The organism is Caulobacter sp. GW821-FHT12A07 (assembly GCF_058807655.1).
In genome coordinates, this window is sequence record NZ_JBXAQX010000004.1 from 183,761 (window position 1) to 203,638 (window position 19,878).

13 protein-coding genes are annotated in these 19,878 nt (G+C 69.1%); 6 read left to right on the top strand and 7 right to left on the bottom strand.

Annotated elements, in window-relative coordinates; translation table 11 throughout:
- Positions 1-19: 19 nt before the first annotated feature.
- Positions 20-1,963, bottom strand: a complete 1,944-nt coding sequence (locus AC1RRS_RS10370; RefSeq protein ID WP_492855092.1) for a sialate O-acetylesterase — start codon at positions 1,961-1,963, stop codon at positions 20-22.
- Positions 1,964-2,232: 269 nt separating this feature from the next.
- Complete coding sequence (locus tag AC1RRS_RS10375; protein ID WP_492855093.1) at positions 2,233-4,686, bottom strand: glycoside hydrolase family 3 protein; 2,454 nt, start codon at positions 4,684-4,686, stop codon at positions 2,233-2,235.
- Positions 4,687-4,823: 137 nt separating this feature from the next.
- Between AC1RRS_RS10375 and AC1RRS_RS10380 the strand changes: the two genes are divergently transcribed.
- The 3 genes from AC1RRS_RS10380 to AC1RRS_RS10390 all read left to right on the top strand — a co-directional run bounded on the left by AC1RRS_RS10380 (position 4,824) and on the right by AC1RRS_RS10390 (position 9,398).
- Positions 4,824-6,791 carry a glycoside hydrolase family 97 protein gene (locus tag AC1RRS_RS10380; RefSeq protein WP_492855094.1) on the top strand — a complete coding sequence of 656 codons (1,968 nt, stop codon included), beginning with the start codon at positions 4,824-4,826 and terminating at the stop codon, positions 6,789-6,791.
- Between the two features lie 148 nt (positions 6,792-6,939).
- On the top strand, positions 6,940-8,553 hold the full coding sequence (locus tag AC1RRS_RS10385) for an alpha-L-fucosidase (RefSeq protein WP_492855095.1): 1,614 nt from the start codon (positions 6,940-6,942) through the stop codon (positions 8,551-8,553).
- 89 nt (positions 8,554-8,642) lie between these two features.
- Positions 8,643-9,398: an SDR family NAD(P)-dependent oxidoreductase gene (locus AC1RRS_RS10390; RefSeq protein WP_492855096.1), complete on the top strand. Its 756-nt coding sequence runs from the start codon at positions 8,643-8,645 to the stop codon at positions 9,396-9,398.
- 228 nt (positions 9,399-9,626) lie between these two features.
- Here AC1RRS_RS10390 and AC1RRS_RS10395 read toward each other — a convergent pair whose 3' ends face one another.
- The 5 genes from AC1RRS_RS10395 to AC1RRS_RS10415 form a co-directional block, all read right to left on the bottom strand.
- Positions 9,627-11,879: a TonB-dependent receptor gene (locus AC1RRS_RS10395; protein WP_492855307.1), complete on the bottom strand. Its 2,253-nt coding sequence runs from the start codon at positions 11,877-11,879 to the stop codon at positions 9,627-9,629.
- Between the two features lie 187 nt (positions 11,880-12,066).
- Complete coding sequence (locus AC1RRS_RS10400) at positions 12,067-13,101, bottom strand: DUF3667 domain-containing protein (RefSeq protein WP_492855097.1); 1,035 nt, start codon at positions 13,099-13,101, stop codon at positions 12,067-12,069.
- Between the two features lie 161 nt (positions 13,102-13,262).
- Entirely contained in the window at positions 13,263-13,799 is a 537-nt protein-coding gene (locus AC1RRS_RS10405; protein WP_492855098.1) for a UTRA domain-containing protein, read from the bottom strand.
- Between the two features lie 93 nt (positions 13,800-13,892).
- Positions 13,893-14,603, bottom strand: a complete 711-nt coding sequence (gene hutC, locus AC1RRS_RS10410; RefSeq protein ID WP_492855099.1) for a histidine utilization transcriptional repressor HutC — start codon at positions 14,601-14,603, stop codon at positions 13,893-13,895.
- Positions 14,600-16,063 carry a formimidoylglutamate deiminase gene (locus AC1RRS_RS10415; RefSeq protein WP_492855100.1) on the bottom strand — a complete coding sequence of 488 codons (1,464 nt, stop codon included), beginning with the start codon at positions 16,061-16,063 and terminating at the stop codon, positions 14,600-14,602. Before AC1RRS_RS10415 ends, hutC begins: the two co-directional genes overlap by 4 nt.
- Before the next feature lie 96 nt (positions 16,064-16,159).
- Here AC1RRS_RS10415 and hutI point away from each other — a divergent pair, with 96 nt between their 5' ends.
- Genes hutI through hutG form a run of 3 tightly spaced genes read left to right on the top strand, consistent with a single transcriptional unit; the run spans position 16,160 to position 19,727 of the window.
- Positions 16,160-17,368 carry an imidazolonepropionase gene (gene hutI, locus AC1RRS_RS10420; protein WP_492855101.1) on the top strand — a complete coding sequence of 403 codons (1,209 nt, stop codon included), beginning with the start codon at positions 16,160-16,162 and terminating at the stop codon, positions 17,366-17,368.
- A complete protein-coding gene (gene hutH, locus AC1RRS_RS10425) occupies positions 17,350-18,897 on the top strand; it encodes a histidine ammonia-lyase (protein WP_492855308.1) in 1,548 nt (515 codons plus the stop codon). The genes hutI and hutH overlap by 19 nt, the downstream gene beginning before the upstream one ends.
- Complete coding sequence (gene hutG / locus AC1RRS_RS10430) at positions 18,897-19,727, top strand: N-formylglutamate deformylase (protein WP_492855102.1); 831 nt, start codon at positions 18,897-18,899, stop codon at positions 19,725-19,727. The genes hutH and hutG overlap by 1 nt, the downstream gene beginning before the upstream one ends.
- The last annotated feature ends 151 nt before the right edge of the window (positions 19,728-19,878 follow it).

Here is a 19,878-nt window from a genome sequence, read left to right on the forward strand (position 1 = left end):
GGCGGGCCCCTCCCTCTCTCTAAGAGAGAGGGATTTTGAGTTCGAACGGCGTCGCGGGCAAGCGGTTAGCGCCGTAGAGGTTCAGCACCGGGCTGTCGGCCCAGGCGAAGCGGACCTTCACGGCGGCGTAGCCGGCCGGAACCGTGATGCGGACCTTGGCGCCGTCCACGGCCGCGTCGACGAAGCGGCACGACTCGGGCGCGTCGCAGAGTTCGAAGCCGGCCGGTCGCGCCGAGCCGTAAACCACCGCCGGCTGGTCCAGGGTGACGACGACGTCGGCGCCGTCGCGGGCGGCCGAGACCGGCGCGGGGCCGGAGGCGTTCAGGGACGCCTCGCCATAGGCCAGCTTCCTGGCCAGGCCCGCCAGGCGCAGGCCGACCTGCAGCTTGTCGGCCGGGTGGATGTCGTAGGGCGAGCCGATGTCGACGGCCGAGGCCAGGCCGGTGTTCGGATCGGCGGCGACCGTGCGGCGCTGGACGTCGCGCAGCTCGGCCCAGCGCGAGACGCCGGGCTTGTCGGTCTGCGGGCCGAAGCTGGCCAGCTGCACCATCAGGAACGGCGCGTCGGGCGCGGCGAATTCGCGGCGCCAGTCGGCGATCAGGGCCGGCATCAGGCGGGCGTATTCCGGAGCTTCGGTGACGTTGGCCTCGCCCTGGTACCAGGCGAAGCCCTTGACGCCGTAGGGCGCCAGCGGGGCGATCATGCCGTTGTGCAGGGTCGAGAGGCCCGAGGCCCCCAGCCACGGCGCATGCGGCGGCAGGCCGGTGTCGGAAAGGTTGGTCGAGACCTTGTAGCGCCAGGACGCGCCCAGCGGGACGAACGAGCCGCCGGCAAGCTTCAGGCCCTTGTCCTTGGCCGGACCCCAGGCCCCGCCCCCGCCGCCGGCGTCGATCGCCCGCACGGCGATGACGTTGGCGCCCGCCTTCAGCACGCCGGCCGGAACGGCGTAGGCGCGCTTGGCGTCCCAGCCCTCCTGCGAGCCGACGGCGCGGCCGTTGACGAAGGTGGTGTCGATGTCGTCGACCGGACCCAGCACCAGGGTGGCGCCCTGAACCGCCTGGGCCTTGGTCAGGGTGATGGTGGCGCGCAGCCAGATCGTGCCGTCGAAGGTTTCCAGGCCCGGATTGGTCTCCCAAAACTGCTGCGCCGGCATGGTCTTCCAGGCGCGGTCGTCGAAGCCGGGCTTGGCCCAGTTCGCGGCATGCGGTTCGACCCGGGCGGCCCAGCGGTCGAGCATCGCGCCCCAGCGGGCCATGCCCTTGGCGGGATCCTGGGCGTAGTCGGCCAGCACCGACAGGCCCTCGTCATAGTTGCCCAGCGCCTTGAGGCCCGGGCCGCTGATCCAATCCTGGATCACCGAGCCGCCCCAGGTGGCGTCGATCAGGCCGACCGGCGCGCCGGTGGTCTTCTTGATCTCGCGACCCATGAACCAGCAGGCCGCCGAGAAGTTGTTGGCGCTGTCGTAGCTCGACGTCTTCCAGACGGCGTAGGCGGGCAGCGTGTCGGTCGGATGCGGCAGGCTGGTGCGGCCGGTCTGCAGCAGGCGGATCTGCGGATCGGCGGAATTCTGCGCCTCGGCCTCGCCCTGCAAGGCGCGGCGCAGCGGATATTCCATGTTCGACTGGCCCGAGCACAGCCAGACGTCGCCGACCAGCAGGTCGGACACGGTCTGGGTCTCGGACCCGGCCTTGACGGTCAGGGTCAGCGGCGCGGCGCTGGCCGCGCGGGCCGGAAGCTGGGCGGCCCAGCGGCCCTGGGCGTCGGCGACGGCCGTCACGGCCTGGCCGGAAAGATCGATGGAGACGGCGGCGTTCGGGGCGGCGACGCCCCAGACCTGGATCGGCCGGTCGCGCTGGAGCACGGCGTGGTCGGTGAACACCGAGGCCAGCAGCGGCGCGGCGGCGGCGGGCGATACGACGGCCAGGGCGGCGGCCCCGGCGAGCAGGTGACGGGTCAGGCGCACGCGAGGTCTCCGCTTAGTCGCTACTCAGATCGTCATCCCGGCCGGAGCGCGAAGCGCGGAGAGCCAGGATGACATCCTTCTGGTCAGGTTGGCTCGACATTCAGCAGTTCCCCCTCCCCCAATCCGTCAAATCCCCGCGAAGGCGGGGACCCAAGCTGGCTTTCAGGACGTGGCGCGGCCGTGGATCATCTCCGAGCTCGGCTTGGATCCCCGCCTTCGCGGGGATGCTCGGAGAAAAATGGCCGAGGGTTCCGAATGTCGATCCCCAATCAGTCCGCCTTGGCCGGGCAGGTCGTGCCGGTCGGGTCGGTGGTCAGCTTCACGCCGCTGATCGAGACGGTCAGCGAGCCGGCCGTGGCCAGCGAGAACGGGGCCTCGACCTTGGTGACGTCCGTGCCGGCCGACTGGAAGCACTTCAGCGGCACCTTCAGGCTGGTCCACTCGCCGGCCTTGGTGCCCGCGAGCACCGAGGTGACGTCGAGCTTGCCGGCGCCGATGCCCAGGGTGGTCTTGGCCGAAGGCGCGGCGTCGACGCGGTAGGCGATCTGAAGGGCGATCTCGGCGTTGGTCTGGAAGGTCAGGTCGAAGGCCTTGTCGGCCGCGATCTCGGCCGCGGCGGGCACGCCGCCGGCGAAGGTCAGCTGGCGGCCAGCCTCCTGCACGTTGCCGGCGTCGATCGGCTTGATGTGCACCGAGGTGGTCGGCAGCAGGCGGAACTCGAACGGCGCCGGCGTCTTGCCGCCGACGAAGTAGTTGCTGTCGTTGGCCGCGATGGCGGTGACGCCCGAGACTTCCGACAGCTTGGCCACCTTGCCCGGCTTGGCGTAGCTGAGGCCGTAGCCGTAGGCGAACAGCGGCGAATAGGTCTTGTCGCCCTTGTTCAGCGAGGTCTGGGCGGCGGTCTTGGGCCAGCTGAACGACAGCTTGCCGTTGAAGTCGCGGCGGGCCTTGCCGGCCTTGTCGCCGACCAGCACGTCGGCGATCCCGCCGCCTTCCGAGCCCGGCAGCCAGGCGGCCACGAAAGCGTCCGAGGCGTTGATCTCCGGGTTCACCCACAGCGGGCGGCCCGACAGGAACACGGCCACCACCGGCACGCCGGCGGCCTTCAGCTTCTTCAGGAGCGCCAGATCGGTCTTGTCGCCCGGCTGGTATTCCAGGGTCTTCAGGTCGCCCACGCCCTCGGCGTAAGGCGTCTCGCCGAACACCACGACGGCGACGTCGGGCTTGTCGGTGAACGAGCCGTCGACGCTGAGGGTGGCGCTGCCGCCCGAGGCCTCGACCGCTTCCTTGAAGCCCGAATAGATCGACTGGGCGTTGGGGAAGTCGCTATTCTTGTTGTCGGTGCCCTGCCACGACAGGGTCCAGCCGCCCGACTGCTGGCCGATGTCGTCGGCGCCCGAGCCGGCCACCAGCACCTTCGCGCTGGCCTTGATCGGCAGGACGCCGTTGTTCTTCAGCAGCACCAGCGACTTGGCCACGGCCTCCCGGGCGACCGCGCGGTGATCGGCGTTGCCGACCACGCCCTCGCGGCCTTCCCACGGACGGGCCGTCTGGAAGAGACCCAGCTTGGCCTTTACGCGCAGGATGCGGCGCACGGCGTCGTCGATGCGCGCCATCGGGATCTCGCCCGACTTGGCCTGGGCCAGCAGGTTGTCATAAAGGCCCTTCCAGCTGTCGGGGGCCATGTACATGTCCAGGCCCGCATTGGCGGCCTGGGCGCAGTTGGTCGGGGTGCAGCCGTCGACCTGGCCGTGGCCGTTCCAGTCGCCGACGATGAAGCCGTCGAAGCCCATCTTGCCCTTCAGCACGTCGGTCAGCAGCGACTTGTTGCCGTGCATCTTCTGGCCGTTCCAGCTGTTGAACGAGGCCATGATGGTCATGGTCCCGGCGTTGATGGCCGGGACGTAGCCCTGGGCGTGCAGGCGGATCAGCTCCTGCTCGGAGACCTCCGTATTGCCCTGGTCCTTGCCGTTGGTGGTGCCGCCATCGCCCAGGAAGTGCTTGGCGCTGGCCGCCACGTGGCCCTTCTGCAGGGCCTGGCCCTCGCTGACCGCGCCCTGCAGGCCCAGGATCATCTCACGGGCGTAGAGGCTGACGATCTGCGGATCTTCCGAATAGCCCTCGAAGGCGCGGCCCCAGCGGTCGTCGCGCGGCACGGTCAGGGTCGGGCCGAAGGCCCAGTCGAAGCCTGACACCGCTGTCTCCTGGCCGGTGGCGGCGCCGATCTTGCGGATCAGTTCAGGGTCATGGGCGGCGCCCAGGCCGATGTTGTGCGGGAAGAGCGTGGCGCCGACGACGTTGTTGTTGCCGTGCACGGCGTCGATGCCGAACATCAGCGGGATGTTGGTCCCGCCGCGCTGGGCGGCGGCGTCGCGGAAAGCCTTGACGGTGTCGACCCAGGGGCCGACCGGCGAGCGGTCGGGCGCGCCCAGGGGCGGCGAGCTGCCGCCGGCCAGGATCGAACCCAGCGGATAGGTCTTGAGGTCGTCGGCCTTGATCGAGGCGGTGTCGGCCTGGATCATCTGGCCGATCTTCTCCTCGAGCGTCATCTTGGCCAGCAGGCCGTCGACGAAGGCCTCGGTGGCCGGATCGACAAGGCCCTGGCTCTTGGCCGCGGGCCACAGGGCCGGATGGGCGGTGCTCTTGGGACCGTCGGCGGCGAACGCCGGAGCCGACAGAAGGGTGGTCGCCATCAGGGCGATGGTCAGGGTCCTGGTCTTCATTTTCCCCCGCTCTTCCTTGCGCTTCGACGGTCTCAAAGCCGCCTGAATGTTACCGGTATCGAAAGCTCGACGTCGATCCATACACGGTCTAATTAATACGACAAACACTGAGACAACGAATTTTGGGGAGATGATGCATGGGGGCCATTCGCAACGCGCTGCTGGCGGGAGCCGCATTGACAGCGCTGTATGGGGCGGAAGCCTCCGCCGAAACCCGCACCCTCTCCTCCCCTGACGGCGCCATCTCGGTGCAAGTCTCCGACGAGTCGGGACAGGCGCGCTACGCCGTCGCTTACAAGGGCAAGCCCCTGATCGCGCCCTCGGGCCTGGGCCTGGAGCTGTCCAAGGGCGGCCGCTTTTCCTACGGCGTGAAGATCGTCGGCGCGGAAACCGGCTCGGGCGAAGACGTCTACGACCTGCCGGCCGGCAAGGTCAGCCACGTGGCCCAGAAGCGCAACGACCTGACCGTCGACTTCCAGGAAGAAAACGGCCGCCGCTTACGGGTCGTGTTCCGCGCCTACGACCAGGGCGTGGCCTTCCGCTATGTGCTGCCCCAGCAGGAGGCGACAGCGGCGACCAACGTCAACGACGAGGTGGCGGGGTTCTCGTTCCCCAGGGACTACGGCTGCCACGGCCTCAACCTCGGCAAGTTCGGCACCAGCCACGAGGGCGAGTTCGACGCCGTCCAGGCCTCGAAGTTCCGCGAGCACAATCTCTATGACGCCCCGGTGGTCTGCCAGGGCGACAACGCCGCCTTCGCCATCGCCGAGGCCGACCTGAAGGACTGGGCGGGCATGTACCTGACCGGCCGGGGCGACGGGCGCCTGGGCCTGTCGGTCAAGCTGTCGCCGCGGCTGGACGGTTCGGGAACGGCGGTGAAGACCCGCCTGGGCGCCGACGTCGCCTCGCCCTGGCGGGTGATCATGATCGCGCCCAAGGCCGGCCAACTGGTCGAGAACACCCTGCTGACCACGCTGAGCGCGCCGTCGGTCGTGGCCGACACCAGCTGGATCAAGCCGGGCAAGGCCGCCTGGGACTGGTGGAACGGCCCCTCGCTGAAGGCCGTGCCCAACGCCGGCATGAACCCTGAGACGATCAAGGCCTATATCGACTTCGCCGCCAGGAACGGCCTGGAATACATGCTGATCGACGAGGGCTGGAACATCGGGGCCGGCGGCGCCTCGGTGGTGCGGCCGGGCGCGGACGTCACTCGCGCCAAGCCCGAACTCGACCTGCCGGGCCTGGTTTCCTACGGCCAGGAGAAGAAGGTCGGCATCTGGCTGTGGCTGAACTGGAAGGCGCTGGACGCCCAGATGGACGAGGCCCTGCCCCTCTATGAGAAATGGGGGATCAAGGGGATCAAGGTCGACTTCATGGACCGCGACGACCAGGCGATGGTCGACTTCTACCACCGCCTGCTCAAGCGCGCGGCCGAGCATCACCTGATGGTCGATCTGCACGGCGCCTATCACCCGACGGGCCTGATCCGCACCTATCCGCACTACCTGACCCAGGAAGGCGTGCTGGGAGCCGAGTACAACAAGTGGAGCGCGCGGATCACCGCGACCCACAACGTCAATCTCGCCTACACCCGTATGCTGCTGGGGCCGATGGACTACACCCCCGGCGGCTTCCGCAACGTGACGCCCGACAAGTTCGAGCCGCGCGACAGGCTGCCCTTCGTGCAGACGACGCGCGGCCAGGCCCTGGCGATGTTCGTGGTGTTCGACAGTCCGTTCACCATCGTCGCCGACAGCCCCGACACCTATGCCGAAAGCCCCGAGGGGTTGGACTTCGTCAGCGCCGTGCCGACCACCTGGGACGAGATCCGCTACGTGACCGGCGAAATCGGCCAGTCGATCGTCATCGCCCGCCGCAAGGGCGACGAATGGTGGATCGGCGCGTTGAACAACGAGACCGCCCGAACGGTGAAGGTTCCGCTCGACTTCCTGGGCAAGGGGGCTTGGAAAGCCGACGTCCGTCAGGACGGGGCGACCCCAAACTCTATCGAAGGTTCGAATCCCTCTCTCACCGCCACCTCGACCCTGACCCTGAAACTCGCCGCCAGCGGCGGCGCGGCCGCGCGCCTGACGCCGGTTCGCTAGACCCTGGATACGGAAACCTCGCCCTTCGACAGGCTCAGGGTGAGGTTTCCTACTGCCCCGTTCCCGAACGCCTGCAATCACCCTCATCCTGAGCTTGTCGAAGGACGAGGGTGACCCACCGACCGATCCGAGAGACACGAGACCGACCATGCCCTTCACCCGCCGCGCGCTTCTGGGCGCGACCGCCGGCCTCGCCGCTTCTCCCGCACTTGCCGCGCCTCGCGGTCCGTTCAAGGCCAGCTGGGAGTCGCTGGCGGCCGGCTACAGGACGCCCGACTGGTTCCGCGACGCCAAGCTCGGCATCTGGTCGCACTGGGGTCCGCAATGCGTGCCCGAGTACGGCGACTGGTACGGCCGGCAGATGTACCAGCAGGGCAACCCCTTCTACGAACACCATGTGAAGACCTACGGGCACCCGACCAAGTTCGGGTTCATGGAGTTCATCCCGCGCTGGAAGGCCGAGCTCTGGGATCCCGAAGCGCTGATGAAGACCTATGTCGCCGCTGGGGCGAAGTTCTTCATGTCGATGGCCAACCACCACGACAATCTCGACATGTTCGACAGCCGCCACCACGCCTGGAACACCACGCGGGTGGGTCCGGGGCGCGACATCGTCGGGACCTGGGAGAAGGTCGCCCGCAACCACGGCCTGAAGTTCGCCGTCTCCAACCACGCCGCCCACGCCTGGCACTGGTGGCAGACGGCCTATGGCTATGACGCCGAGGGCCCGCTGAAGGGCCAGCGCTACGACGCCTTCCGCCTGACCAAGGCCGACGGCAAGGGCAAGTGGTGGCAGGGCCTGGACCCGCAGCAGCTCTATACCGGCCGCAACATGGTGATCCCCGACGGCGTGGGGTCCATCGCCGAGGCCAACGCCTGGCACGACAAGCACGACGGCGAGTGGCTGGAGACCCCGCCACCCAACAACCCCGCCTTCGTGCGCAACTGGCTGCTGCGCCAGAACGACCTCGTCGACCGCTACAAGCCCGACATGGTCTATTTCGACAACTACGCCCTGCCGCTGGGCCAGGCGGGGCTGGAGGCGACGGCGCACTTCTACAACAACGCCATGCGCCAGTTCGGCAAGACCGACGTGGTGGTGACCGGCAAGAAGCTCACCGCGTTCCAGCGCAAGGCCATCGTCGAGGACGTCGAGCGCGGCTTCTCCGACCGGCTGCGCGACGAACCCTGGCAGACCGACACCTGCATCGGCAACTGGCACTACGACCGCGGGCTCTATGAGCGCAACGGCTACAAGACCGCCAAGGACGTGGTGCAGCGCCTGACCGACGTGGTCAGCAAGAACGGCACGCTGATGCTGTCGATCCCCCAGCGCGGCGACGGCTCGATCGACGACAAGGAAGCCGCGGTGCTGGCCGACATGGCCAGCTGGATCGCCGTCAACGGCGAGGCGATCTATTCGACCCGGCCGTGGAAGATCTACGGCGAGGGTCCGACGCGTCTCGTGGAAGGCATGCAGAACGAGGGCGACGCCAAGCCGTTCGAGGCTCGCGACATCCGCTTCACCACCAAAGCCGGCGCGCTCTACGCCCTGCCGCTGGTCGAGCCGGGCCGTGAGATGGTCATCGAGAGCCTGGCCGTCGGCGCGCCCCATGCTTCTGGCGAGGTGCGGCGGGTGTCGCTGCTCGGTGGCGATCCCCTGCCCTTCACCCGCGACGACAAGGGCCTGAAGATCACCCTGCCCGAACGCCGCCCGGCCTTCACCCCGGTGGTGAAGATCGAAGGACCGGGGCTCGTGTAAAACACCTCTCCCTCTCCTCATAGGAGAGATGTTTTCAGGACAGTTCAAACACCCGTATGCTCCCTTCCGAAACCGAGGGAGCATACGCCATGACCGACCTTTCCGGCCGCACCGTGCTGATCACCGGCGCCTCGTCGGGCATCGGCGCGAACCTGGCCCTGGCGGCCGCCCGGGCCGGCGCGCGGGTGGCGGTCGCGGCGCGGCGGGCCGACCGGCTGGCCGCCCTGGTCGGCGAGATCGAGGCGGCCGGCGGCTCGGCCCTGGCGGTCTCGATGGACGTCGAGGACGAAGCCTCGGTGATCGCCGCCTACGACGCGGTGGAAGCCGCCTGGGGCCCGCCCAACTCGGTGATCGCCAACGCCGGGATCAACGTTCGCGCCTCGGCGCTGGATATCGCCATCGAGGACTTCGACAAGATCATCGGGGTCAACACCCGGGGCGTGTTCCTGACCGCCCGCGAGGGCGCGCGGCGGATGATCAGGGCCGGCGTCGAGGCGCGCGGCCGGGTGCTGCTGGTGGCCTCGATCGGCGCGCACAAGGTGCTGCCGGGCATCACCGCCTACTGCGCCTCCAAGGCCGCCACGGCCCACATGGGCAAGAGCCTGGCCCGCGAGTGGGCGAGCAAGGGTATCAACGTCAATGTGCTGTGCCCCGGCTACATCCGCACCGAGCTGAACGACGACTGGTTCAATACCGAGGGCGGGCAAAAGCTCGTGTCGGGCTTTCCGCGCAAACGCCTGATGGAGACCTCCGACCTGGAGGCGACGGCGCTCTACCTGGTGTCGGACGCGGCGCGGGCGGTGACGGGGTCGGTGATCACGGTGGACGACGGGCAGTCGCTTTGAGTTCCTTCTCCCCTTGCGGGAGAAGGTGGCCCGCGCAGCGGGTCGGATGAGGGGTCGATGATCGGCGCCGCCGCGACGAGCGGATCAGCTGGGTGAGGCGGTCGGTGTTTGAGAGACCCCTCATCCGTCGGCTATCGCCGACAACTTCTCCCGCAAGGGGAGAAGGAAGACGAAAAACGCCCCCCGAACCGAAGCTCGGAGGGCGCTCTTTCAGGTCAGAAGCTCAGATCAACGCAGCTTGGCGCTGACCGAGATACCGACGATGCGGGGCTCGTTGAAGACCGAGGCCATGTAGTTCTCGATCACGCCCTTGAGGTTCTTCTCGTTGGTGATGTTGCGGCCGAACAGGGCCACTTCATACGCGCCGCCCGGAGCCGAGTAGCCCAGCTTCACGCCGCCCTCGAAGTTGCCGTCGGAGTAGAACTCCTTGGTCTTGTAGAGGACGTAGTTGGTGTAGCCCTGCTGGTTCCAGTCGGTGGCCGCGAACAGCAGGCCGCCGTTGCCCAGCGGGATGTCGTAACGCGCGGTGAAGTCGATGTTGTACTCCGGCGCGTTCGGCAGCGGCTGGCCGTCGATCTGGGCGTAGACATTGCCGTTCGACGTCGTGATCGTCGGGTTCTGCACGGTGCAGACCACCACGCTGTTGAGCATGCAGACCTGGGCGTAGACGCGCTTGTCCTTGATCTCGCTGTGCAGCAGCGAGAGGCCGGCGGTCAGGGTCAGGTTGGCGATCGGCTTCCACTGGGCTTCGGCTTCCATGCCGTAGGCCTCGGCCTTGTCGGCGTTGAACAGCACGCCGTTGCCGTTGCTGTCGTTGCCGTTCAGCTGGATGTCCTCGACCTTGTAGGTGAAGGCCGTGGCGTTCAGGCGCAGGGTGTTGTCCAGCAGCTGGCTCTTGAAGCCGGCTTCCCACGACAGGATCGTTTCCGAGTTAGCCGTGGTGAAGTCGCTGTTGAACACCGCCGAGCGGCCCTGGATGGTCGGGCCGCGGAAGCCGCGGGCGACGCGGGCGTAGACGCTGACGTCGTCGGTCACCTTGTAGAGCGCCGACAGGTCCCAGCTGGGCTGGGTGTCGGACATCTTCACATAGCGGCGGCCGGTGTAGGTCACCGCGCCGGCGGCCGTGTCGGCGGTCTTCAGCAGGGTGGTCTTCTTGGTGTCCTCGGTCTCGCGCAGGCCGGCGGTGAGGGTCAGCTTGTCGGAAAGGTCATAGCTGACCTGGCCGAACAGCGCCCACGAGGTGTTGGCGTTCTTCAGCGACACCCAGTTGTTGGGGTTGGTGCGGACGAAGTAGGCGCGCTGGTAGAAGTTGGTGATGTCGCGGCTGTCGAAGAAGAAGCCGCCGACCTGCCACTTGAAGGCGCCGTCCGTGTCGCTGGCCAGGCGGATTTCCTGGGTGATCTGGTCGAGGTCCTTCACCGCGCCCTGCGACTGGCCATAGCCGTTGGCCACGCCGCCGACCGGGAAGTTGGCCGCCGCGCCGCCGTCGGTGTCGCCGCGGCTGTAGCCGTCGGTGCCCTCATAGGCGCTGATCGAGGTCAGCTTCACGCCGCCGAAGTCGTAGTCGATCTTCAGCGAGGTCCCGACCGTGTCGTAGGCCTGCGGGTTGTTGACCGCCTCGTCGAAGGCGACCTTGTCGCGCTCGGCGTACTGGGTGCTGTTGGAGCCCTTCTTCAGGCCGGCGCGGTGGAAGAGGGTCGAGGTGCCCTCGTAGCTGCGGGCGTGGGCCGAGGCCAGGACCGACAGGTTCTCGGTCGGGGTGGCCAGGATCTGCAGGCGGATGTCGCGCTCGTCGAAGCCGCCCATGGCGTCGCTCTGCGGCGTCTTGGTGCCGTCGGCGCTGGTCCCGGTGAAGGTGTTGTCCACCCAGTCGTCGCGGTGCTGGTAGAGGGCCGAGACGCGGAAGGCCAGCTTGTCGGCCACGATCGGGCCGCCGATGCCGCCGTCAAAGGTGGTGGTGCCGTAGCTGCCGTACGAGGCCTGGGCCTGGCCCTGCAGGGTCTGGGTCGGCTTGGCGGTGTCGAACTTGATGATCCCGGCGGTGGTGTTGCGGCCAAACAGCGAGCCCTGCGGGCCGCGCAGCACTTCCACCTGCTGGACGTCGAACACCGGGTTCGACTTCAGGACGACGTGCTCGAGCACGACCTCGTCCTGGATGATCGACACCGGCTGCGAGGCGCCGAGGTAGAAGTCGATATTGCCCAGGCCCCGGATGTAGAAGCGCGGGAAGATGCGGCCCGTGGTGGTCTCGGCGTAGAGGCCGGGCACGCGGCCGGCCAGGGCCAGGATGTCGTCGCCGCCGGCCTGCAGGGCGCGCAGGTCCTGACCGCCGACCACGGCGACCGACAGCGGCGTGTCCTGCAGGTTCACCGAGCGGCGCTCGGCGGTGACGATGATCTCTTCCAGGCTGGTCGAGTCGGCGGTTTCTTGGGCGTTGGCGACGGCGGCGCTGGCGAGCGCGCCCATCGCACAGGTCAGCATCAGCGCCGACCGGGCGATCATGGACTTGGACACGAAGTAATCCCCTTTTTACGTAGAAGTGCCTGCGGTTGTTGATTATTTCCGCAGAACACCGTCCGCGTAACAGGCGCATGCGAAACTGTCATGACAGCCGCCGGCGCCGGTTGGGGATAATGTCAGCTTACGAACAATAAAGCGGCATGCGCCGTCAGATCTGCGACAGCCCCAGCCACAGCAGGCCCAGCAGCAGGGTCAGGAAGGCCAGCAGCGTCGTCCCCCAGACGACCACGGTCTTGAGCAGAGCGCCGAAGACGCCCGAGCCGTAGACCCCGCGCAGAGTCGCGAACAGGTTCACCGGCGCCCACAGCATGGCCAGGAACACCCCGGTGTCGCGCACCGGCGCGGGCAGGATCAGCACCAGGGCCCACAGCAGGAAGATGAACGACAGGAAGTTCATCGAGACGACCAGATGGTCGTACATGACGAACCTGCGCCGGTAGACGTAGCAGGCGCCCAGGGCCAGGGCCATGATCGGCAGCAGGAACACGGCCAGCCGGTGCCCCCAGGCGAAGACCACCGCCATGAAGTAGCCGGGCGTGGCGATGACCTTGCCGATCTGGGTGTTCAGCCATTCGGCGCGGGCGTTGTCCTTGACCGGCCCGTTCTTCTCGGGGGTCACGAACCGCATCTGTGACCCCTCCTTGCCGAGGGTGACGACGTTGTCCGGCTTCGCAGGGCCATCGCCCTTCGGCGCCGCGTGGCCCGGCGAGGCCTTGGCCGCCTTGGCGTCCTCGCCATGAGCGCCCGCGGCGGCCTCGCCATGCGGGGCTCCGTGCTGGGCGTCATGCATGGTCTTGTGGATCACCGTCTCGGCCGAGAGGATGAACAGCAGCAGCGAGACCAGGAACAGGCGGAACGGCGGCACGTACCGCGCCCGCTTGCCGTCGAGATATTCGCGGCTCAACCGGCCCGGCCGCACGAACAGCCACGGCACGGTGCGCCACAGCCGGCCGTCGAGGTGGAACATGCCCTCGATGGCTTCCCAGGTGACGTGCAGGATCGACCTGTGATGGTTCGACGCCTCCTGGCCGCAGGCGTGGCAGAAGTGGCCGACCAGCTCGGTCTCGCAGTTCTCGCACCTGGTTCCCGGCGGCGGCGCGGCGTGGGACGAGCGCCCGTCCGACCTGAACCGCGCCATCCAGCCGCCCAGAGCCCCGCCGGTGATCGCCTCGAGTTCCTTCACGCAAGCCCCCCAACGCCACGATCACGCCCCGGGCGCGATTTCGCCAACTGCTCGCATAACGATGTATGACGACTCGACCGAACGCGCACCTGGGAACGCCGAAGCGCGAAGATCCCGGCCGTTCCGCCCAGGCGGAGGGCGCCGGCCGGACGTTCCGGGCTTTAGTCCAGCCAGTCCCAGTAGGCCTTGCCCTCGAGCGTGCGCAGCTTCATGCCCACGGCCCACTGCTCGACGTTGAAGAAGGTCTGATGCTCGTTGTCCATGGCGTCGTGCCGATAGGACAAGGCGGGCGCGCCGACGGTCCCCGCCAGAAGCTCGGCGACCTCCGGCGAACAAGGCTGGGGACGCGTGTCGGTGAAGGCGAACTTGGTGTTGCGGGCGGCGACGGCCTCCATGGCGTTCCAGGCCAGCAGCGGGTTGGCGAAGGTCCGCTCGGACGATCCCAGGGCCGAGAAGATCAGGCTGTCCTGGATGACCCGCTTCTCGACCAGGACCGGCTTTCCCTCCAGCACGTGCAGGGCGCGCAGATGCAGCACGCGCCGTTCCTGGTTGTTGGTGCGGTCCTGATTGAAGTCGTACATCCGATGGATGACGTCGAGGATCCGCACTTCGCGAGGCGGCGGATCGTTCATCTGATCCCAGAGATCGAGGCCCGGCAGGCGGGTCTGGGCAGGCGGTGCGAAGGACGGCTCGGTCACGGTATTCCCCCAAGCCGGGGACGGCCGGCCCCGACTCGCCCGAAGGTATAGACCGCTACGCGCAAGCGCCATGCGCGAGACGGCGACGCCCCGTCAGCGCGCCGGCCCGAACCTCGCCACCAGGTCATAGGCCTCGCCAGGGAACAGCTGGCGCACGCGCGTGACGGGCTCGCCGGCCCGCCAGGTGCGGCGCTCGACGGCCAGCAGGGCCGTGCCGACATCCAGGGCCAGCAGTTCGGCGACGGCGGCTTCCGCGCCGACGGCGCTGATCCGGCTTTCCGCTTCCGTCCACGGCACGTGGTGCAGCAGCCAGGCGCCGGGCGGCTCGGCGGCGAAGTCGGCGGCGGCGGCCTCGGGCACGGCGGCCAGGCTGATCAGGCGGTCTTCCAGGGCGAAGGGCCGGCCGCCGGCCACGTGCAGGCCGCGCAGCACGATCAGGTCGCCCTCCCCCGCCAGCTCGGCCTCGTCGCCGTCATCGGGATCGGCGGGGCGACGCTCGGCGGCCAGCAGCACGAAGGCGTAGGTCTCGCCCCGGGCGGTGATCTCGGCCTGGATGTCGGGGATGTCGAGGACCGTGGAATGCACCTTGGGCCGGGCCACGAACGATCCGGCGCGGCGGCGGCGAACGACCAGGCCGGCGTCGGCCAGGGCCGACATCGCCTTGTTCACCGTCATCCGCGAGCAGCCGTACTGGGCCATAAGCTCGCTCTCGAACGGCACGCGATGGCCCGGCGCCCAGGCGCCCGAGCGGATCAGCCCCTCGATCTCGTCGCGGATGCGCTGGTGGAGAGGAACAGCCGTCAAGACAGCAGGCCCTTCAGCACCCGACGATAGCGCTCGGCGATGGCGTCGCGATGCCGGTGGCGGCCGCCCGAGACGACGGGCCGACCCGCGCGCCAGACGCTGTCGATCGCCCCAAAGCGGCCCGCGAAGACCAGGCTGTCGACCAGGGCGTCGCCGCTTCGGCCCACGATGGCCGGATGCTCGCGGTCCAGCGTGACGAAGTCGGCCGGCGCGCCGCGACGCAGGCCCGGCCGGCCTCCGCCCACGGCCTGGCTGCCGCCGGCCACGGCCGCGCGCCACAGCTCGCCGCCGGTCGAGCGCTTGGGCCCGCCGGCCAGCACGTTGCGGGCCCGGCGGGTCAGGCGCTGGGAATATTCCAGCACACGCAGCTCCTCGGCCGCGTCGATCAGCACATTGCTGTCCGAGCCGATGCCGAAGGCGCCGCCAGCGGCCTGGTAGTCGTGGGCCGGAAAGACGCCGTCGCCCAGATTGGCCTCGGTGATGGGGCAAAGGCCGGCCACCGCGCCGCTCTTGGCCAGGCGTTCGGTCTCCATGGCGTTCATGTGGGTAGCGTGGACCAGGCACCACGACTTGCCGACTTCGGCGTGGTTCATCAGCCAGCGCACGGGCCGCTGGCCGGTGGCGGCCAGGCAGTCGTCCACTTCCTTGGTCTGCTCGGCGATATGGATGTGGATCGGGCCGCCGGCCGCCAACGGCGTGATGGCGGTCAGCTCTTCGGCGGTGACGGCGCGCAGGCTGTGCGGCGCGATCCCGACCACCGCCTCGGGCAGGCCGGCGACGGCGGCGCGGCTGGCCTCCAGCAGGCGGGCGTAGCCGTCGACATCGGTGACGAAGCGCTTCTGGCCCTCGCCCGGCGCGGCGCCACCGAAACCGGCGTGAGCGTAGAACACCGGCAGCAGGGTCAGGCCGATGCCGGTCTCTTCGGCGGCGGCGGCGATCCGCGCGCCCATCTCGGCGGGGTTGTCGAAGGCGCCGCCGTCGCGGTCGTGGTGCAGGTAGTGGAACTCGCCGACGCGGGTGAAGCCGCTCTCCAGCATCTCGACCTGGCCCATGGCGGCGATGGCCTGCAGGGCGTCGGGATCCAGCCGCTCGACGAAGCGGTACATCAGCTCGCGCCAGGTCCAGAAGCTGTCGCTCCCCTCGCCGCGCGCTTCGGTCAGGCCCGCCATGGCTCGCTGAAAGGCATGGCTGTGCAGGTTGGGCATGCCCGGCAGGGCCGCGCCGAGGCGGGGCTCGCTTCCGGCGACGACGTCGGTGTCGATGCGGGCGATGCGGCCTTCGGAGAGGGTCAGGCGCACGCCCTTGGCCCAGCCGTCGGCCAGCAGGGCGCTCTCACACCAGACGACGACGTCCTTGGGCGCTTCAGGAGGAGCCGCCTGCGGAGCGAGCTCGCTCGCGGTCTCGAAGCCGATCTCCTCGGACGCCGGTTCGGGGGCTTCAAGATTCTCGGCGTCGCTCACTGGACAATCCTCGTCGCTCGCGAATATGTCTATACATATTGAACCGGGCCGCAAGGGTCGCGGGAAACGACTCAAAGCGGCTCGGAGGCGTTGGCGATGCGGTGCGATCGGGTTTGGATCAAGGCCCGCCTTGCGACCCTCGCCGAAGCCGCGCCCGGCCTGGGCGTCGTCGAGGACGGCGTCATCGCCGCCCGGGACGGCCGGATCGTCTATGCCGGCCCCGCCAGCGACGCCCCGGCCTTCGAGGCGGCCGAGACCATCGACTGCGAAGGCCGCTGGATCACGCCCGGCCTGATCGACCCCCACACCCACCTGATCTTCGGCGGCGACCGCGCCCACGAATTCGAGCTGCGACTGGCCGGCGCCTCCTACGAAGAGATCGCCCGGGCCGGCGGCGGCATCGTCTCGACCATGAAGGCCACCCGCGAGGCGACCGAAGACCAGCTGGTCGCCGCCGCCCTGCCCCGCCTGGACGCCCTGATCGCCGAGGGCCTGACGACGATCGAGGTCAAGTCCGGCTACGGCCTGTCGCTCGAACACGAGCTGAAGAGCCTACGCGCCGCCCGCGCCCTGGCCAAGGCACGGCCCGTGTCGGTCAAGACCACCTTCCTGGGCGCCCACGCCCTGCCGCCGGAGTTCAAGGGCGACGCGGACGGCTACATCGACCTCGTCTGCCGCGAGATGATCCCCGCCGTCGCCGCCGAGGGGTTGGCCGACGCGGTGGACGGCTTCTGCGAGGGCATCGGCTTTTCGCCGGCCCAAATCCGCCGCGTGTTCGAGACCGCCCGCGCCCACGGCCTGCCCGTGAAGCTGCACGCCGAGCAGTTGTCGAACCTGCACGGCGCGGCGCTGGCCGCCGCGTTCGGGGCGCTGTCGGCCGATCATCTGGAGCATCTGGACGAAGCGGGCACCGCGGCCATGGCCAAGGCCGGCACGACGGCGGTGCTGCTGCCCGGCGCCTATTACTTTGTGCGCGAGACCAAGCTTCCGCCGATCGACGCCCTGCGCGCGGCCGGCGTGCCTTTGGCGCTCGCGACCGACTGCAACCCCGGCACCTCGCCGCTGACCAGCCTGCTGCTGACCATGAACATGGCCGCCACCCTGTTCCGCCTGACCGTGGACGAGTGCCTGGCCGGCGTCACCCGGCAGGCCGCCCGGGCCCTGGGCGTGCTGGCCGACCGTGGAACCCTGGAAGCCGGCAAGGCCTGCGACCTCGCCATCTGGGACGTCGAGCGTCCCGCCGAACTTGTCTACCGCATGGGCTTCAACCCGCTCCATGCGCGCGTCTGGAGCGCCGTTTCGTGAATACTGAAGTCCTGCATCCCGGCGAGGTCAGCCTCGCCCAGTGGAAGTCCGTCTATCGCGGCGCGTCGGCCCGCCTGGCGGACCATGCCTGGCCGGTGATCGAGGCCAGCGCGGCGGCGGTGACCCGCATCCTGGCCAAGGGCGAGCCGGTCTACGGCATCAATACGGGCTTTGGAAAACTGGCCAGCGTGCGCATCGGCGACGAGGACCTGGCGACCCTGCAGCGCAACATCGTGCTGTCCCACGCCGCCGGCACGGGCGAGCCCTCGCCGGTGGCGGTGATCCGCCTGATGATGGCCCTCAAGCTGGCGAGCCTGGCGCAAGGCGCTTCGGGCGTGCGGGTCGAAACTGTCAAGCTGCTGGAGGCCATGCTGGAACTTGGCCTGACGCCGGTGGTGCCCAGCCAGGGCTCGGTCGGTGCCTCGGGGGACCTGGCGCCGCTGTCGCATATGGCCGCGACCATGATCGGGGTCGGCGAGATCGACGTCGGCGGCGTGCGCAAGCCCGCCCTCGAAGCCCTCACCCGCGCCGGCCTCGCGCCCGTCGAGCTGGGTCCCAAGGAGGGCCTCGCTTTGCTGAACGGCACTCAGTTCTCGAACGCCAACGCCCTGGCCGGCCTGTTCGAGGCCGAGGTGCTGTTCCAGTCGGCCCTGGTCACCGGCGCCCTGTCGACCGAGGCCGCCAAGGGCTCGGACACCCCGTTCGACCCCCGCATCCACGCCCTGCGCCGCCACGCCGGCCAGATCGAGACCGCCGCCGCCCTGCGCAGCCTGATGGCGTCGTCCGACATCCGCGCCTCGCACCTGAAGGAGGACGAGCGGGTGCAGGACCCCTACTGCCTGCGCTGCCAGCCGCAGGTGATGGGCGCGGCGCTCGACGTGCTGCGCCAGGCCGCCACGACCCTCTCCACCGAGGCCAACGGCGTCTCCGACAACCCGCTGATCTTCCCCGAGGCCGACGAAGCCCTGTCCGGCGGCAACTTCCACGCCGAGCCCGTGGCCTTCGCCGCCGACATGATCGCCCTGGCGGTCTGCGAGATCGGCTCGATCGCCGAGCGCCGCATCGCCATGCTGGTGGACCCGGCCCTGTCGGGCCTGCCGGCCTTCCTGACGCCAAAGCCGGGCCTGAATTCCGGCTTCATGATCCCGCAGGTCACGGCCGCCGCCCTGGTCTCGGAGAACAAGCAGAAAGCCTATCCGGCCAGCGTCGACTCCATCCCGACCTCGGCCAACCAGGAGGACCACGTGTCGATGGCCGCCCATGGGGCGCGCCGCCTGCTGTCGATGGTCGAGAACGCAACGGCCGTGATCGGCATTGAACTTCTGGCCGCCGCGCAGGGCTGCGACTTCCACGCGCCGCTGACCTCCAGCGCCGCCCTCGAGGCGGTGCGGAAGTCTGTCCGCGAGAAGGTGCCGCACCTGTCGGACGACCGCCACTTCCATCCCGACATGGAAGCGGCCAACATCCTGGTGCGGACCGGCGCGGTCATCGTCGCGGCGGCCGGCGTTCCCTTGCCCGGAGCGACCTGATGAGCAGCGACTGGCTGGAAGTCTGGCGGGGCGACGCGCCCCTGATCGTCAGCATCCCCCACTCGGGATCCTTCATCCCCGAGGACATCGAAAAACGCCTGACCTCGCCCTGGCTGGCCCGCAAGGACGCCGACTGGTGGATCGAGCGGCTCTACAACTTCGCCGACGACCTGGGCGCCACGACGGTGCGGACGGCGGTGTCGCGCACGGTGATCGACGTCAATCGCGACCCGTCGGGCGCCTCGCTCTACCCCGGCATGGCGACCACCGCCCTCTGCCCGACCGACACCTTCGACGGCGAGCGGCTCTATGCCGAGGGCCAGGAGCCGGACGAGGCCGAGATCGCCGCCCGCCGCGAGCGCTGGTTCATTCCCTATCACGCGGCGCTGCGGGCCGAGATCGACCGGCTGCTAGCCCTGCATGGCAAGGTCGTTTTGTACGACGCCCACTCGATCCGCTCGCGGGCGCCGCGGCTGTTCCCCGGCGAGCTGCCGGTGTTCAACATCGGCACCAACAGCGGCGCCAGCTGCGATCCGGCGCTGGCGGCGGCTGTCGAGGCGGCCTGCGAGACCTCGGGCCTGCCGATGGTCACCAACGGCCGCTTCAAGGGCGGCTGGATCACTCGCCACTACGGCAAGCCCGAGCGCGGCATCCACGCCGTGCAGATGGAGCTGGCCTGCCGCGGCTACATGGACGATCCCTCGCCCCGCATCACCCCGCAGTCCTGGCCCTCGCCCTACCGCCCGCCGAAGGCCGCGCCGATGCGCAGCGCGTTGACCGACGTGCTGAAGGCCTGCGTGGCGTTCGCCAGCCAAGCTCCTCCCCCGTGAAACGGGGGAGGGGGCGCGACGCCATCGGCGTCGTGACGGAGGGGGCGACCGCGCGCGCCGAGCCCAGTCTCGCCCCCTCCACCACTTCGTGGTCCCCCTCCCCCGCAAGCTGGGGAGGAGCGTTCAAATCCGTCCAGACAGAGACCCGTCG